This is a genomic window from Gemmatimonas aurantiaca T-27, from assembly GCF_000010305.1.
Lineage (GTDB): Bacteria > Gemmatimonadota > Gemmatimonadetes > Gemmatimonadales > Gemmatimonadaceae > Gemmatimonas > Gemmatimonas aurantiaca.
This window is the reverse complement of sequence record NC_012489.1, coordinates 1,110,426-1,126,180: the sequence shown is the minus strand read 5'-3', so window position 1 is coordinate 1,126,180 and position 15,755 is coordinate 1,110,426. Positions and strand designations below refer to the sequence as shown.

The 15,755-nt window shown below is 62.6% G+C and carries 11 protein-coding genes; 2 read left to right on the top strand and 9 right to left on the bottom strand.

Going from position 1 to position 15,755, the window contains the following annotated elements; genetic code table 11:
• Positions 1–31: 31 nt before the first annotated feature.
• Complete coding sequence (locus tag GAU_RS04845) at positions 32–904, bottom strand: amidohydrolase family protein (RefSeq protein ID WP_012682437.1); 873 nt, start codon at positions 902–904, stop codon at positions 32–34.
• A gap of 558 nt (positions 905–1,462) precedes the next feature.
• On the opposite strand from GAU_RS04845, the gene GAU_RS04840 reads away from it, so the two are divergent.
• Together GAU_RS04840 and GAU_RS04835 are read left to right on the top strand one after the other, a co-directional pair.
• Entirely contained in the window at positions 1,463–2,041 is a 579-nt protein-coding gene (locus tag GAU_RS04840; RefSeq protein WP_041265264.1) for a hypothetical protein, read from the top strand.
• A 144-nt stretch (positions 2,042–2,185) separates the two neighbouring features.
• Positions 2,186–2,908 (top strand): PEP-CTERM sorting domain-containing protein, encoded by a 723-nt coding sequence (locus tag GAU_RS04835; protein WP_012682435.1) that lies wholly within the window; start codon positions 2,186–2,188, stop codon positions 2,906–2,908.
• Between the two features lie 24 nt (positions 2,909–2,932).
• Here GAU_RS04835 and GAU_RS20425 read toward each other — a convergent pair whose 3' ends face one another.
• The 8 genes from GAU_RS20425 to GAU_RS04795 all read right to left on the bottom strand — a co-directional run bounded on the left by GAU_RS20425 (position 2,933) and on the right by GAU_RS04795 (position 15,597).
• Positions 2,933–3,808 (bottom strand): M23 family metallopeptidase, encoded by an 876-nt coding sequence (locus GAU_RS20425; protein ID WP_012682434.1) that lies wholly within the window; start codon positions 3,806–3,808, stop codon positions 2,933–2,935.
• 60 nt (positions 3,809–3,868) lie between these two features.
• Positions 3,869–4,357 (bottom strand): DUF4411 family protein, encoded by a 489-nt coding sequence (locus tag GAU_RS04825; protein ID WP_012682433.1) that lies wholly within the window; start codon positions 4,355–4,357, stop codon positions 3,869–3,871.
• On the bottom strand, positions 4,357–5,526 hold the full coding sequence (locus tag GAU_RS04820) for a helix-turn-helix domain-containing protein (protein WP_012682432.1): 1,170 nt from the start codon (positions 5,524–5,526) through the stop codon (positions 4,357–4,359). Before GAU_RS04820 ends, GAU_RS04825 begins: the two co-directional genes overlap by 1 nt.
• A gap of 577 nt (positions 5,527–6,103) precedes the next feature.
• Entirely contained in the window at positions 6,104–6,883 is a 780-nt protein-coding gene (locus tag GAU_RS04815; protein WP_041265262.1) for a hypothetical protein, read from the bottom strand.
• Between the two features lie 114 nt (positions 6,884–6,997).
• Positions 6,998–9,577 (bottom strand): vitamin B12-dependent ribonucleotide reductase, encoded by a 2,580-nt coding sequence (locus GAU_RS04810; protein ID WP_012682431.1) that lies wholly within the window; start codon positions 9,575–9,577, stop codon positions 6,998–7,000.
• A gap of 538 nt (positions 9,578–10,115) precedes the next feature.
• Entirely contained in the window at positions 10,116–10,610 is a 495-nt protein-coding gene (locus GAU_RS04805) for a gamma carbonic anhydrase family protein (protein ID WP_041265261.1), read from the bottom strand.
• Between the two features lie 92 nt (positions 10,611–10,702).
• The gene (locus tag GAU_RS04800) at positions 10,703–13,681 is read right to left on the bottom strand and encodes a PD40 domain-containing protein (RefSeq protein WP_012682429.1); all 2,979 of its coding nucleotides are present in this window, start codon (positions 13,679–13,681) and stop codon (positions 10,703–10,705) included.
• Entirely contained in the window at positions 13,678–15,597 is a 1,920-nt protein-coding gene (locus GAU_RS04795) for an N-acetylmuramoyl-L-alanine amidase family protein (RefSeq protein ID WP_041265260.1), read from the bottom strand. The genes GAU_RS04800 and GAU_RS04795 overlap by 4 nt, the downstream gene beginning before the upstream one ends.
• Positions 15,598–15,755: the final 158 nt, after the last annotated feature.

Sequence of the window (15,755 nt, the reverse complement as noted above, 5' to 3'; positions counted from 1 at the left end):
TTCGGGCGGACGTGCAACAGGCAGGTGCGGACTATCGGAGAAAGTACGTCATGTTCCCCGCAATCGCTCGCGTTTCCGCCTCCGTAAGCGGCGTACGATCCCGGAACAGTTCCCATCCGGTCCGTATACTTCCGCCCGGCGGCGAGAGGTCGGAGCCATACAACAGCCGCTTCGTTCCCACCTGACGGATGCGCTTGGCGATGAGCGCCGCCGTTTCCGGTGAGGTCTCTGCCGTGACGACCGTGGCCACATCGAAGAACACGTTGCGCATTCTCGGATCGCCACGTTCGGCCGCGTCCGCAAACACGTCCATGACAGAATCGGCCTGCGCGGGATAGCCGGGCCCGGCTCCACCAAAGTGCGCGACCACAATCTCGATGGACGGCGCCACAGTGACCAACCGGTCGAGAAACAACCGCGCATCCGCTGCCCCAAAATTCGCGCCTCCCCGCGCACGCATGTGCACCAGCACCGCTGCCCGTCGCTGTTCCGCCAGGACAAACAACTGCACAAGACGCGCGGCATGCGCCGTGTCCCGCAGTGTCACTCCGCTGTTTCCGAAGTGCAGTTTGATCCCGCGCATACCGGGCAGGTTCAAACACCGGCCAAGTTCAGCCAGCGCAGCCGGGCGCAGAGGATTGGCACTGCAGAATCCCACCAAACGCCCACGGCCTGCCGTCACCTGCGCCGAGGTCCAGTCATTCTCCTCACGACTCAGTCGATCCGGGTCGGGCAGATTTTTGCGTTCGTCGGCAAAGCTGTAGGCCACCGACAGCACCACCGCCTTTTCGATGCCCGCCGCATCGAGCTCGGCCAGCAGCGCCTTCGCATCGCGCGCCGGAAGCTGCGCAATGGGCGCGAAGGCTGCGCTGACCAAGTGTTGATGGTAGTCGACACGAGGCACAGCCTTGCTCGGCGTGGTGGTGTGCACAGAGACGCAGGCGCCGAGGAGTAGGAGAAGCAGGAGAGAGATTGGCCGCATGGCTGTCCGTGAGAGGTGCAGCGCCGTACGACAAATGGCCTCGGCAGTTTCGGCGGCGTACTTGGAGCCGGCTAACAGCGGGGGGAACACAGATCACACGGAAACAATACAGAATTCGCAGATACTGCACCAAATACCAAACAAGAAAATGATCTCTTTCTTGTTTGGTATCTGTGCTGTCTGTTCTGTTTCTGTATGATCTGTGTTCCCCCCGCTGTTGACCAAACCCGCCCAATGCACGGTCCGGCTAGCGAAGAGCGACCGCCTCAGGCGTGATTCGTATTCGCCACTGAACCCGGCGCCGGCCTGGAGCGTCGTATGCGACGCAGAAACGCTGTGAGTCGACCGTGTGACTCCGCCGAGAACCGGATGACGGTTTCGGTGGGGGTTCTGCGCAATGGTTGGAGGAAGCCACCACGGCACGCCCGCTATCATGCGGTGTTGTCCCGCCTGCGACCGTCCCCTTACGCCCCGCCTATCATGTCGTCACGTCTCGCGATCTCCGGTATCGTGCTGGCCTCATTGTTGTTCACGTCGTGCGGTGGCAGCAGCGAGCCCACAGGCCCCTCGGCGCAGTGCGCGGTTGTACCGCCACGCGGCACCATGACAGCGCAAGTGAACGGCGCCGCCTTCACGGCCAACTTCAGCACCGCCGCGACCATCTCCAACAGCACCAGCCTCGGCCCGAACATCGTGCAGGTGTCCGGTGTGGGTTGTGTGGACGGCACCGCCACGCGCACGCAGCAGATTCTGATCACGATCGGACGACTCACCCCCATCACGCCCGGCACCTATCGACTCGATGCCGCCGCGCAGCAGCAACCCGCCGGATCCGGCTATTCCGGCATCGGCCAATTCGTATCGGCGCCCAACCTCTGGTATGCCAACCTGAGCGACGCTACTGGCCCGGGTTCGGGGTCGGTCACGTTCACCACCGTTACGGCCACACGCTTGGCCGGCACCTTCTCCGTGGTGTTCGTGGCCGCGAGCAGCAACGCCTCCGGTAACACCGGACGGATGACGGCCACCAACGGCACATTCGACATCAGCACACAATAGACACGAGCGAAGTCATCGAGCTCGGCAGTTCAGCTTGAGAGCCGTGCTCCAGGCCCACCTCGATCAATTCCTTGACAGGGATCAGGCTACAGGTAGATCTGGATCGAGACCCGCCCTCCTCATCCAATCTCCCCAATAGAAATCATGAAACGAGTCATGTGGTCGGCACTCATGGGTCTTGCAATGTTTGCAGGCGTACCCAGCACAGTGTACGCGCAGCCCAGCCAGTACGCATTCGCCGGCACAGATCTCGCCAATACCCCGAATGCTGGCATCAGCGCCATGCTGTTGGTGAACAAACTGAAAGACATCCATGCCTCGAATCGCGGATGGTACAGCAATGACGGTGCGAACAATGGTGGATCAGCAGTCAACAGCTTCTTCGTGGGCGTCTGTGGCCAATCCGATTGTTTGGATGACGTCCTGGTGATGAACAATTGGTTCCTCTTCGATCTGAGTGAGTTCAGCACCGTGACGAGTGCCATTCTTCGTTTGCGCGCTCCAATCAATGGATATCGCAACGATGCGGGTACTTCGTCTCTCGACTACCTGCTGCATCAGATCTCCGGCAATTATGGGGCGCTGGGTCTTGGGCCTTCGACGGCAATGTTTCGGGACCTGGGTGATGGCACATTTTTCGGCTCCACGACGATCGTCAAAATGGACTACGAGCATCTGTTCGAGATCGAACTGAACGCAGCCGGCCTTGCCGCCTTGAACAACGAACGGCAGAACAACTTCTGGGCCGTCGGTGGCAGCATCAGATATGACATGCAGGTTGTGCCGGAGCCATCGACCTATGCGCTATTGTGCGCGGGGCTGGCAGGCATTGCGTTCGCACACCGCAAGCGGAAGAAAGCAGCCTAGGTGATTACAGCGGCAACGTTCGGCTCACTTCCCCAGTGACCGTCCGATCACACTGAGCGGATCGACGGTCACCATCCCGAAGCGCGTGATGAGATGCAGATGCGGCCCCGTCACGCGTCCCGTCGCGCCCACGTTGCCGATGATCTGCCCGCGTGCCACCGTGTCACCCTCGGCCACGCGCTGTTTGCTGAGGTGTAAGTAGGCCGTCACCAGCCCCTCGCCGTGATCGATGTACACCACATTGCCGCCGAGGTAGAACGCGTCGACGAGGCGCACCACCCCGCGGTTGACCGCCCGCACCGGCGCGCCCACGGCGCCTGCGTAGTCGGTGCCCATGTGCCGGCTGGTCACAGCTCCGTTGAAGGTGCGGCCACTGCCAAAGCCGCTGGTGATGCGCGACGGGCGCGGCACCACGAATGGCTGCGTCCACAATCGGGGCACGTCATGTGAGGCGCGCGACACGGCCGCGGCACGTTCAGCTTCCCTGGCCTGCCGTGCGGCCAGCGCCGAATCTGGTTTCGCGGAAAAGCGGGGCGCGACGCGCAGGGCTTCGAGGCGGTATGTGCCGGCGTCGGTTGTGAGGCGCAGAGTGCGTGGAGGCTGGCCATCGCAGGTGAGCGTGAGTGTCACGCCCTGTGCGGAATCGATGGGGGCCGCCGCGATGGCGACGAGCGAGTCGCCTGCGGTGCGCCAGTGCAGTGGCTCGCCGGCTACTGACGACGCGGGTGGTTTTGCGCCCGTGTCCCAGCGCATCGATATGCGAAAAAGCGTGCCCGCCCGCGGAACGGCCGGCGTGGTGCGAACGGTGGCCGACTGACATGTGGGCGGCTGTTGGAGCGCCGATGTCAGTGACAGTGGCGGCAACAACGTGGTGAGGAGCAGAGTGGAGAAGGAGACCATCCCTCATGCTACACCGTTCACCTGCCCGTGATGCGGTCCTGCTGAACGCCAGCCTACGGCTTATGGAGTCCGCAGATCAAACCGAGCTCCCAAACGACGAAGCATCACGAACGGACTGATCACCGGCACGCCATGTGCAATGCATGGTTCGGGGATTTTCACTCGTTTCACCGAGTCAGAAGGCACCTCGTGCGTGACCATCGTATAGCCATTGCCCATGGCGGTGGCGATAAGCTGATAGTCGGCGGAGCTCAGAAACTCCGTCACCGCGGCCGCGCGATACTGCTGCGCTCTCACCCACACGGCGAGCGTCTGCAAATGGGGAAGTGAGTCGGCATCTAGTACAGGGAAGAAATCTGACCGTGACTTCGCCCATTCAGTTAGGTCGTCTCCGTGCTCCAGAAGTTCATCACGAATCGCCACCGTGCTCACGATGGTACCGGCAGCGAACTGCTGGTCCAGCCAATTCCAGAATCCCGGGCAGATGTCGAAACCGTAGTACCGGTTCTTGGCCTCGATCAGCACATTCGCATCCAGAATGTACTTCACTAGATGGCCACTCCGAGTGAGATGCCGAATTCCGTGAAGGTTTCAACCTTCTTGATATCGAGCAGCTTGAACGCATCGCGGTATAGCGTGCGCCCCTCGAGCGTGCTGGAAACGAGGGCTTTCGCAAAACGACGCCCAACGCGGACTGCCTCGGTCAGATGAAAGTCACCACCAGCCTCAGTGTTCGCCTGCCTATTTTTGGCCAGAGCTTGCAGGCGTGCGACTTCCGCACCGTAGGCCTTCCCAAAAGCTTCGCGCGATAGTCCTCCCACGTCATACACCCGACGAAGGATGACCAAGGTGCTCACTTTGAACACACGGGCCAGACGGGGCAATTCGTCCTGAAGATCGGCGGACTGACGATAGGCCCCAACGAACTCCTGCCGGGGTACGAGAACCTCTGCAGCGACGTTGTTGCACCATTGCTCCACTGCGCCGGTTGGCATATGCCGAGGACTCGCGTCGGAAACACCTTCGCGGTTGGTAAAGAGGTGCACGAGTTCGTGCGCCAGTGTGAACATCTGAGCCGACTTCGAGTCGGCCGCATTGATGAACACCAATGGTGCCAGCGGGTCAGTGAGTGCAAACCCACGGAACTCGTCGGGATTCAGCTTCCGATGGGTATTGTTTCCTACCACACCGTTCCGCATGACCAGCACGCCAAGTTCTTCGGCCTGCGCGACCATCTGACGCAGCGCGTCCTCCCAGGTCTTGGCAGCTTGCCTCGCCTCGACTGTGAGCTTCAGCGCGTCTCTGATGAGGCGACCAGCGCGCACAACGTCACTCTGAACCGCGATGGATCCGACAAAATCCAGACTTTCGTCTCCATTCAGCTCCGCAAAATCGCGGTACCAGCCCTGGCGGTTCTGGCAGGCATAAATGGTGTCGAGCAGGTCGGCGCTCGGCTGCTCGACACCTGCATTGCGGACCGTGCGGTAATCCGGGATGGGCAGGCGCTCATCGGGTGGTGTGGGCAGGAACAGGTAGCCGACCGGTACGTGGACACGATGCGCAAAAGCCTCGAGCTGCTTGAACGTCGGCTTGACCTTCCCCTGCTCCCATTCAGCGAGCTTGGGGAAGGCCTTGGCGAGGTCTTCGCGTTCGAGGCGGGCACGCGCACGCGCCCATCGCAGCATCGTAGGACTCACGTCCACCCGGACAACTGGCATGTCCCAAACTTACCATTCATGGGCTTCGCAGGCACCAGCCTTATGTGGCAAATCCCAACCCAGCAGGAAACCGACACAGCGGGAGAACCATCGCAGCGGCAGCTTCTTCGGTGACTTTCCAATACGGTCCTTCCAAGTGACCCAACGGGAAGTAGCACCAGCGTGGCTGGTTCTCCGCCGGTTTCGGCAAAGCCTACTTGTTTTCTGCAAGTGTGCCCTGCGCATTGTACCGATAGTAGGTACGACTGGCGAGTTTGTATCTCTCAGCCTGATTGTACTTTGCTTCCCGTCATTGAAGGGGTGCGGCAGGACATCCCACGCGACGTTAACACATGTGTGCTGTCGATCTCATCGGATGCAAAGCGCGCGCCAGGTGCTGAGCCCGCACGCTATTGAAGTGATTGCGGGCCAGCCGAGATGAGTTCTCGACAGGAGTCATGTAACGGCGGCTTCGCGTCGAGCCAACGACTACGACCAATGGTTCAAGTGTTCGCAATCAGATCGCGTCGCTCGACCTTCAGCAAGTCATTCGTGTCGATGCCGGATCCTCTCAAATGACAGCTACGGACGCTTCGTGTCAGTCACTAGTCAGAATGTACAGATCTGGAAGCATACCATAGGGAATGACAATAGAACTTTTGATCATTACATGGCTACCTCGATCAAGTGGTTCTATTCCGAATGATTCGACACATGCTTTCACCAGCGGATGCTGAGCAGGCTGAACTGACACAAACGCGACTGAGGAACAAAGATCATGGTCGACAACCTCTACCATCGAGGCAAGAATTCTCTTGCCTATCTGCTCACACGTGAAATCAGCGCTCTTGCTCGATGCGAGCAAGTACCAACCTTCCGTCTCATGGTTCCTCACCAAAGCAAGGAACCGAAACGGACCGACCTGATCACGGACTTTCGATTCGACATCCTGTAGCTGGTCAAGCAGCGCAAAATCTGCGAGCTGGTGAAATGCCCGCTCTAGTCCATTGAGCCGTTCTCTCACTTTGCCAGCAGACTGGGAGCCAAGAGCCTGGTATCGCTGGTCTACAGTCCAATTGGCGATCATGTCCCATTCGACGTCGAGCATCGCTCCTGACTTCAGTACTTCGGCACGAGCTAAGACCAGTAGCTCATTCAAATCGTGACTCAGAATCTCGCGGCTTCCGCGAGCCTTAATCACATCAACACCTGGAAGGTCCGTCCAGTTCTTAATGCTCGCGTACCTTTGCTTCAGCATCAACTCGAGTGAATAGCCGCCCAAGTATGCAGCCGTGTCTGGGTCCGACTCACACAATGCGCGAGCTGACTCAAGAAACTTCCACGCTCGTTCGCGCAACTCGACCATCGACTTGAACATCGCGGCTCCTCATGCAGACTCCGATTCTCTCCCGCTTAGAGACAACAACGCCGCCGGTATCCTCACTGGAACACCGGCGGCGCTTTCACACATCTGTCATTCAGTCGATGCCGCTCACCCGCACTCGCTGAACCCACACACGTGACACTTCACGCACCCTTCCGCGAACTCGAGCTGTGAACCGCAGTCGGGGCACGTTCCCATGAACACCTCGCCACCGACATTACCAAACTCGATCTGCGGCTGCATCTGCTCGGCCGCCATCGGGGGGCGCGTGATCGGCACACCGGCAGCCGGTGTCGGCATGGGCGCGCTCAGCGAGTTCACCGGGCCCTGACCCACGGCGGGGCTGCCGCCGTTCAGCAGGTCCTGCTGCACGCCCTGCTTCTCACGCAGCCACGTTTCCAGCGCGATGCCGATGGCGTCGGGCATCGACAACACCTTGTTCGGGCCCAGGCCCACCGCACGGTCGGACGAGATGCCGCGCAACTGGCGGTGGATCTCCTGCACCGAGATGCCGGAGCGCAACGCGAGTGACACCAGACGGCCAATCGCTTCGGCATCGGCCATGGCGCTGCCGCCGGCCTTGCCGAGGCTGAGGAACACTTCGAACGGCTGTCCCTTCTCGTCTTCGGTGATGTTCACGAACATCGTGCCGAGCGGCGTTTCCTTGCGGATGGTGGTGCCGCGCATGACGTCGGGACGCGCGCGCTTGCCACGACGGCTCGCGTTCTCCGACTCGGCGCTGAACAGCGACTTCTTCGTGCGATCGAGTTCGTTCTGCAGTTCGGCAATCGTGCCCTGCAGCTCGCCGATCTCGCGCTTGAGCACCAACTCGGCCTTTGCATCGACCTTGGGCGCTTCGCCGTTCACCGCAGCCTTTGCGCTCTCACGGTTGGCCGCCGCGTCCTGCGTGGCACCGGTGCTGAGCACCTGGTTGTCGCGCGAGCCGTCACGGTACACGGTGACGCCCTTGCACTTCATTTCGTACGCCATCTCGTAGATGGCGCGTACGTCATCCACCGTGGCGGCGAAGCCGAAGTTGGTGGTCTTGGAGATGGCCGAGTCGCAATGCAACTGGTAAGCGGCCTGCATGCGGATGTGGTATTCGGGCGAGATGTTGTTCGCCGTGTTGAACACCGACTGCCACTTGGCCGGCACTTCGGCATGCTGCACGCTGCCGGTCTTGGCGATGCGCTCCATGAGCTCGTCGCTGTACCAGCCTTCGGCCTTCGCGATGGCCACGAAGTCTTCGTTCACATCCGGCATCATCACGCCGGCCTGATTGCGCATGAACGCCACGGCGAACAGCGGCTCGAGACCCGACGAGCAGCCGGCGATGATGGAGATGGTGCCCGTGGGCGCCACCGTGGTGACGTTGCAATTGCGGAGGAGCTGCATGGGGCGGATGCGCTGGCCGTTGGCATCACGCGCACACGTTTCGTCCGGGCCCCAGATGGACTGCGCCCACTCGGGGAACGCGCCACGCTCACGCGCCAGGCGCTCGCTTTCCTTCTTGCCCTCGACGTCGAGGAACTCCATGACCTTGCGGCCCATCTCCACGCCTTCGGCGCTGTCGTACGGGATGCCGAGACGCACGAGCATGTCGGCAAAGCCCATCACGCCCAGGCCGATACGACGGATACGCTTGGACAGCGCGTCGATCTCGGGGAGCGGGTACTTGTTGACGTCGATGATGTTGTCGAGGAAGTGCGTGCTGAGCGCGATATCGCGGCGCATCGCTTCCCAGTCGACCACGCCATTGCTGACGTAGTGGCCGACGTTCACCGAGCCGAGGTTGCACACGTCGTACGCGAGCAGCGGCTGCTCACCGCACGGATTGGTGGCTTCGTAATCGCCGAGGTGCGGCACCGGGTTGTAACGGTTGGCCTCGTCGATGAAGAACACACCCGGCTCACCCGTGCGCCACGCGCCCAGGATCATCTTGTCCCACACTTCACGCGCGCGCAGCTCGCCCGTCACCTTCTTCGACACCGGGTCCACCAGATCGTAGTTCGCGTCGGCCTTCACGGCGTCCATGAACTTCGTGGTGATGCCCACCGAGATGTTGAAGTTGGTGATCTTGGTGAGGTCTTCCTTGCACGCGATGAATTCCATCACGTCGGGGTGATCGACGCGCAGGATGCCCATGTTCGCGCCGCGACGCGTGCCGCCCTGCTTCACCGCATCCGTGCTGGCATCGTAGAGCTGCATGAACGACACCGGGCCCGACGCCACGCCAGTGGTCGAGCGCACCATGCTGCCGCGCGAACGCAGGCGCGAGAACGAAAAGCCCGTGCCGCCGCCGCTCTGATGGATGAGCGCCATGCTGCGCAGCGTGTCATAGATGCCGCTCTGGCCGTTGCTGAGCGCGTCGTCGACCGGCAACACAAAACAGGCCGACAACTGCCCCAGCGGGCGGCCGGCGTTCATGAGCGTGGGCGAGTTCGGCTCGAACCGGCGCTGCGTCATGAGGAAGTAGAATTCCTCCGCAATCGCCTGCACGGCGCCGTCCGAGGCGCCATACCGGCGGTCGGCCTCGGCCACGGTCGTGGCCACACGCCAGAACATGTCCTCAGGCTTCTCGACCGGCTTCCCGGACTTGTCCTTGACGAGGTAGCGCTTTTCCAGAACGGTGCGCGCATTCGCGGACAACGTGACCAGACCTTCCGGGGGCGTCGCGGAGAAGGGCATGCGGACGGGGCTCCTGCTGTGTTGGCGTGTGTCGGTGCGGTCCGCCGGCGGCGTTCCAGGTGCGTCCCCGGAAGCTGGCTTAAGGGCCGAGCGGGGGCGTATGGTGCCTCCGTTCGTGAGGCCGCGCAAGTCGCGAGCTAACGCCTTACCTGGCGCTCACTTGCATTTGCCACATCACGTACCTGCGAAGGCAGTGGAGTTGTCCACCGTGCGCAGCTTTGTGTGATAGTAGCGAGCCCAACCACACGGTTCTGTGATATGGTCACCAAGTGCATGCACGGTGACACAACAAATGTAACCACCCAAGTCATTGAACCACAGCCCCTTACGCGTGAGTGTCCGGCTCGTGGACGGTCACCAACGCCGCACCAACTCGACAGAGGTCAAAAGGTCTGCTTGTGCGCGATTGCACGAGCTCGCTCCACAATTTGCCTGCTCTCACACAGCAAACCCGCATTTGCCTCCTCTCACAATTGCCCGCGCCCACCTACCACCTGAAACACACCACCTATCACCCGCACCCCTAAAACCAGCCACCCTAGTCGGATCTCACCCGACGAACCGCTCCACCCCGATGCCGCTGCGCCAATTCCACATATCGCGCCGCGTTCTCGAGAATCTTCCCCCGCTGTTCCGCATCAAGCGCCCGCACCACCCGCCCTGGGATGCCCACCACCAGCGAGCCCGCCGGAACCTGTGTGCCCTCCGTGAGCACCGCGCCGGCCGCAATGATGCTCCCCGTGCCCACGCGCACGCCGTTGAGCAGCACCGCGCCCATGCCCACCAGCACACCGTCTTCGAGCACCGTGCCATGCACCACCGCGCGATGCCCGATCACACAGTCCTCGCCAACAATGGTCGGCTTTCCAGGATCCGCATGAATCACCGCGCCATCCTGCACGTTGCTGCGTGCGCCAATGGTGATCCGCTCAACATCCCCCCGAATAACCGCCGTCGGCCAAACACTGGTGTCCTCGCAAAGCACCACCTCGCCGAGCACAACCGCCGTGTCATGAATAAACGCCTTCGCCATCTGTCTTCCCCGTGCCTTCGAAGTGCCGTGTCGTTCCCCACCACCTATCACCTACGACCTACCACCCGAAACCTCCTACCCACAACCACCGCTCAGAAATACCCCCCAAGCGACACATAAAACGCCCCTCCCCGCCGTACACCCGCCGGCGCGACATACGGCGCCGCTCCCCCAATCCGCACGCGATACGGCGTGTCGTATTGCACCGCAATATCCAGCACGAGCTCCGCACCTGCGGACGCGATCCATCCATCACGCTCCCCAACCCGATTGCACACAATCGTGCCGGTGGCGGCCAGCGATGATGGACACCACGCCCGTCCCGCATCGCTGAACAGCACGATCGACGCCCGATCGGTATACACCGTGAACGGACTGGGCACGCGGCTGAACATCACCAGCGGCGCGCGATATTCCACGCTGCTGCCCAACGCACGAATCCCTCGTTGCACATCCGGCGCCACACCACGCACCGGGAATGAACGCGACGGATCACCGATGATCACTCCAGGCATCAGCTCCGCATTCACGCCACTCACCCCGCCCACGCCAAAGTCGGATCCGCTCTTGATATCGGCGATGCCGGCCGTGGTGCGTATGGCCAACGCATGACGTGAGAATCCCGGCAGCGGCAGTGGTACATAGCCACGCGCATTGATCACCGTACGCCACGATCCCGTGGCACCCGGTGCATCCTCGCGCCACCGGTACGTCGTGTTGTGCGCCAACGCAAAACCTTCTTCGAGAGACACCCCACGCCCGGCCATACGAGCCGTGGACAGGCTGCCATTCAGAAACACCGACGGATAACGCGTCCCCCCACGCAGCGACGAGTTGGCCGGTCCCAACGCCGAATCCACATCGGCAAAGAACTGACGCATTTCGTATCGCACGCCCAGCGTGGTGTTCATCGTGCGCCGCACACGGGGAACGGTCCAGGTGCTGGCCACCGATGCAAACCGGCGACGACGGGCCACAAATCCCAGCGTGGCACCGGTGGACGACACATTGCGAAAAGAACCGTCCCACTCCTGCGAGAGGCTGGCTTCGAACAGCGGCACACCGAGTCCGGCAAATCGATACGACAGATGACCATCGGTTTCGCGGTAGCCGGGCTGCACCAGCGCCGACGCACTCCACGCATGCCGACCCAGGATGTCCACACCACTGGTGCTGGCACCAACCGTCATGCGACCATCACGCCCTTCGCCCACCTGCGGCAGCCAATAGCGCGGCACAAGCTGACGCCAGGCGCGATACGCCGACGATGGTGCCGATACCAACTGCGCCGAATCGCTCACGGACGGAATCGCGACGGTGTTGCGGCGAGGATACCACTGCGAACGGGCCATCGGTCCCGTGGTATCGAGCGCCGCAATGGCCACGTGATTGCCGTCGGCGCGGAACAGCAACGCGGCCACCTGACGACCATCGGGCGATACACTGGGCTCGTACACGGCCGTGCTCACCTGACTCGCTTGTGTGACGTGAGCCCGTTCGTCGCGCCAGGCCAGTGTGTCGATGACATCGGTGCGCAGTGGCGCCGTTTCGATCTGCATACGCCCGCTGCGATCGCTGCTCCACACCAATCGCCGACCGTCTGGTGTGAACGATGGGCTTTCGAACACGGCCCGCATGCCGGCCACCGCCACACGCAGCGCCCCGGTGGAGTCGAGCACCACCACGCGCTGTTCGCCGTTGGTGAGCAGTTGAATCGCGGCGATGAACGCACCATCGGGCGACCAGCGAGGCTCGGCCCAGCGCTCGCCATGATTCTCTGCCGTGAATGGTGTGACCTCACCCTCGCGCGATACCCGCACCAGTTGACTGGCATTGGCGCCCACCTGCACAGCGATCACCGCACCGTCTCGGCGAACATCCGGCATGAACAGGCGCGCGCCATCCGTGAGACGCACTTCTTCACCGGTGGCGCGATCGCGGCGATAGAGATCACTGCGGATGGTGTACGGATCCCGGCGATCACTTTGCGCGAAGACCACATCCCCACCCTGCGGCACATTCACATCGAGCGAATTGCGCCAGGCCATGCGCTCGGGCTGCGCACCACGACGAGCGGGGGCCATGTACAGCCCCGATACTTCGTAGCCGGTGTTGGCACTCCACACCAGCGAATCGGTGGTGAGCCACCGTGGCGATGAGGCATGCCAACCTTCGGTACTGACCTCGGTCCATGCCGAATCCCCGGCGCGAGAGGGCGCCGAACGGGCCACCGAATCGCGGATGTCGCGGTACATCTCGTCGAACGACTTGCCAAAGCCGATGCGTGACGCGCGCGAAAGCAGATAGGGAATGGGATACGAAGACGTGGCGTCGACAAACGCGCGCATGCTGCCAGATGGCTGCGCCACCCCGTGCTGCATGAGCAGACTGCCATACGCATACGCGCCCTGCCCACGCGGGAATCGCGTGGTGGCCATGCTCCAGCGCGATGGTGGCACCCAGGCGCTGTCCATGACGGCCGCACGCACATAACCGGGGAACTCGGTGGCTTCGAGGCGCCCACTGCCGGTGAGCGCACTTTCGTAGTGCACGGCCAGCCCTTCCTTCACCCAACTGGGCAGGAAGGCATTGGGAAACAACAGCGGATTGCGTCCGAACACCCAGCGGCCGGCGCGCCACAGTCCACGAGCGCGATCAATGTGAAAGATGTGCGCGAGTTCATGGGAGATGACCATCGGCAACCAGGCATCGTGAAAGCGCAACTCACGCATGCCCACCGGTGGCACCGCAAAAATGGTCACCCGATTGGTGGGGAACACCTGCGCGAAGCCATTGCTGTTGTCCATGTTGTCGGTGAGCAGCAGATCGATCCGCCCCGACGGTGGTGTCAACTCCAGCGCCAGTTGCGCATATGCGCGCTCCGCAATCACGGCCGTCTGTCGAGCCAGTGAATCGAGCGCCGCCTGGTAGTGCACCCGCAGATGTGGCGTGACGATGGTGCGCACCGGGCCGCGCGGGTCACTCTGCGCCTCGACCCGTACCGACCAGGTCATGGTGCACCACAAGGCCACCACGCACCACCACGCGAGCCGCAGCGATCGTACGGTCACCGACCGCCCTCGCCCAACCACGCGAGATAGCGCTCCACACCCACCAGCAGCGCTTCCGCGTATTTGCGCTGGAAGCCTTCGTCACGCATGGCTGCTTCCTGCTCGGGCAACATCAGAAACAGTCCCTCAGCCAATGCGCTCGGATACCAACTCGGACGCGCCACGGCGAGGTTCTGGTAGTGCACCCCCAGATCACGCAGGCCGAAGCGTCGCATGAGTTCATCCTGCGTGAAACGGGCCAGCGGTTCGCTCGCATTGTGAAAGAACAGTGTGCTGGTGCCGTTGGCCGTGAACGGATTCACGCCATCAGGCAGCGCGTTGAGATGAATGGAGATGAACAGATGGGCGTTGGCCCGTCGCGCAATCACACCACGATCGGTGAGTCCCACCGCGGCAAGACTGTTGCGCGTACTGAAGGCATTGGCACCGCGGGCCTTGAGCATCTCCACCAGCTTCATGCCCACCGGAAACACGGCATCCCCTTCGTAAAGACCCGTCGGACCCGTGGCCCCCACGGGCGGATGCCCCGGGTCCACGGCGATGGTGATGCCACGCAGCGGATTGGTGCGATCGATCTTCGGCACGCGACGCACCCGCAGCACAAAGGCCCGTCGATCATTGTCCCACAGCGACAGCCAACCATAGGCCGGCTGTGACAGCGTGAGCGTGACCCGCACCCGATCGTTCGCCACCTGATCCCAGGCAATGCGACGAATGAGCGTGTCGTTGCCAAAGATCGGCGAGATTTCCGGATTGGCCTGCACGCCGTACAACGTGAGCGTGATGGTATGTCCTTCGGCTTCCACGAGGTGGGCCGGCCGCTCCCCGGTAGCGATGGACAGGTCGGCCCATTCGGCAGCGGGTGTCACTCGCAGGCCACCGGTCACACGACGCGGCAACGCGGTGCCATCCGGCAACAGGGTGAGATCGGACGACTCCACCCACACATCGAGCTGCCCATCGAGACGCAGCCGCGTGAAGCCCTGCTGCCGACCGGTCACTTCCAGCACCGTGCCGGGCAGCAGCAACCACTTGTAGGTGCCGCCCACGATGGTCCGGGCATTCACCACCCGGTCGGTGTCACTGCCCACGGTGCCGGTATTGCGCAGTTGCGCGAGCAGGCGCGATGTGACGGGCAGCACACGAACAAATGGCACAGCAAGTGACACACTGTCGCGCTCACGGCCGCTTCCCCGCGTCACCATGACGCGGGCCGGGCGCGCGCTATCGCCAAGCAGCGCCGCCGCCAGATCGGTGGCAAAGATCGCCGAGGCGTCGGTCGATGAGTCGGCGGTCTGGTTGGCGGATGTGGTGGGATCGCCGGCCGCAGCGCCGGTGCCGATCACGAGGGTGCGCACCACGCTGTCACGCCCCAGCAGTGTCACGCGTGCGTTGCGTGGGGCACGGATGCTGACGCGGGTGAGATCGTCACCCCGCATCCACCATCCACGCCCCGGGGTGAGGGATGCGCTGTCCACACGCAGACGACCGGTGGCCGGCAGGGCCGTGCGCACGGGTAGGCGCACACGCAGTGTCTGCCGCACCGTATCGGCACCACGCACGGCCAGCAGTTCATACCGCGGGGCCGCAGCCGTGGGCATGGGCAGCCAGGCGAGGAAGGCCCCATTGGGCGCGACCGGTACCGATGCACCATTCACCGTCAGCGAGGCGTCACCCGATCCCACACTTCCAAGTACGAAATTGGAATCTCGACTCGTCAGTACCTGATTGTCGGCGGGATAGCGCACGCTGATGGCGACCCGTGCGCCGCGCACTGCCGGCACGGCTGGCAGCCCGGCCACCACCGGGGGCGCCGTACGTGCCATGGAGGCGGGCGCAGGCGGCGGTGCGGCTGGCGCCGGAGGTGTGCTGCAGGCGGCCAGCCACACGCCGGCCAGGGCGAACGCCGGGGACATTCGGGAAGGTGCACGATTCCGCATCCCCCGAATCTGTGCCGATGTCGAAACGCAGGCCACATTCGGAACGTCCTCTCGATAAAACCCTTCCGCCGGAGGCGACGCCGGTGCAACCTCCGGCGTTCCCGTACGTAGGGGAATTCACTCCCCGACGCTCG

Excerpts from the sequence above, each read along its gene's own strand:
- GAU_RS04840 (WP_041265264.1), top strand. The coding sequence starts at position 1,463 with ATGTCGTCACGTCTCGCGATCTCCGGTATCGTGCTGGCCTCATTGTTG.
- GAU_RS04835 (WP_012682435.1), top strand. The coding sequence starts at position 2,186 with ATGAAACGAGTCATGTGGTCGGCACTCATGGGTCTTGCAATGTTTGCA.
- GAU_RS20425 (WP_012682434.1), bottom strand. The coding sequence starts at position 3,808 with ATGGTCTCCTTCTCCACTCTGCTCCTCACCACGTTGTTGCCGCCACTG.
- GAU_RS04820 (WP_012682432.1), bottom strand. The coding sequence starts at position 5,526 with ATGCCAGTTGTCCGGGTGGACGTGAGTCCTACGATGCTGCGATGGGCG.
- GAU_RS04815 (WP_041265262.1), bottom strand. The coding sequence starts at position 6,883 with ATGTTCAAGTCGATGGTCGAGTTGCGCGAACGAGCGTGGAAGTTTCTT.
- GAU_RS04810 (WP_012682431.1), bottom strand. The coding sequence starts at position 9,577 with ATGCCCTTCTCCGCGACGCCCCCGGAAGGTCTGGTCACGTTGTCCGCG.
- GAU_RS04805 (WP_041265261.1), bottom strand. The coding sequence starts at position 10,610 with ATGGCGAAGGCGTTTATTCATGACACGGCGGTTGTGCTCGGCGAGGTG.
- GAU_RS04795 (WP_041265260.1), bottom strand. The coding sequence starts at position 15,597 with ATGTCCCCGGCGTTCGCCCTGGCCGGCGTGTGGCTGGCCGCCTGCAGC.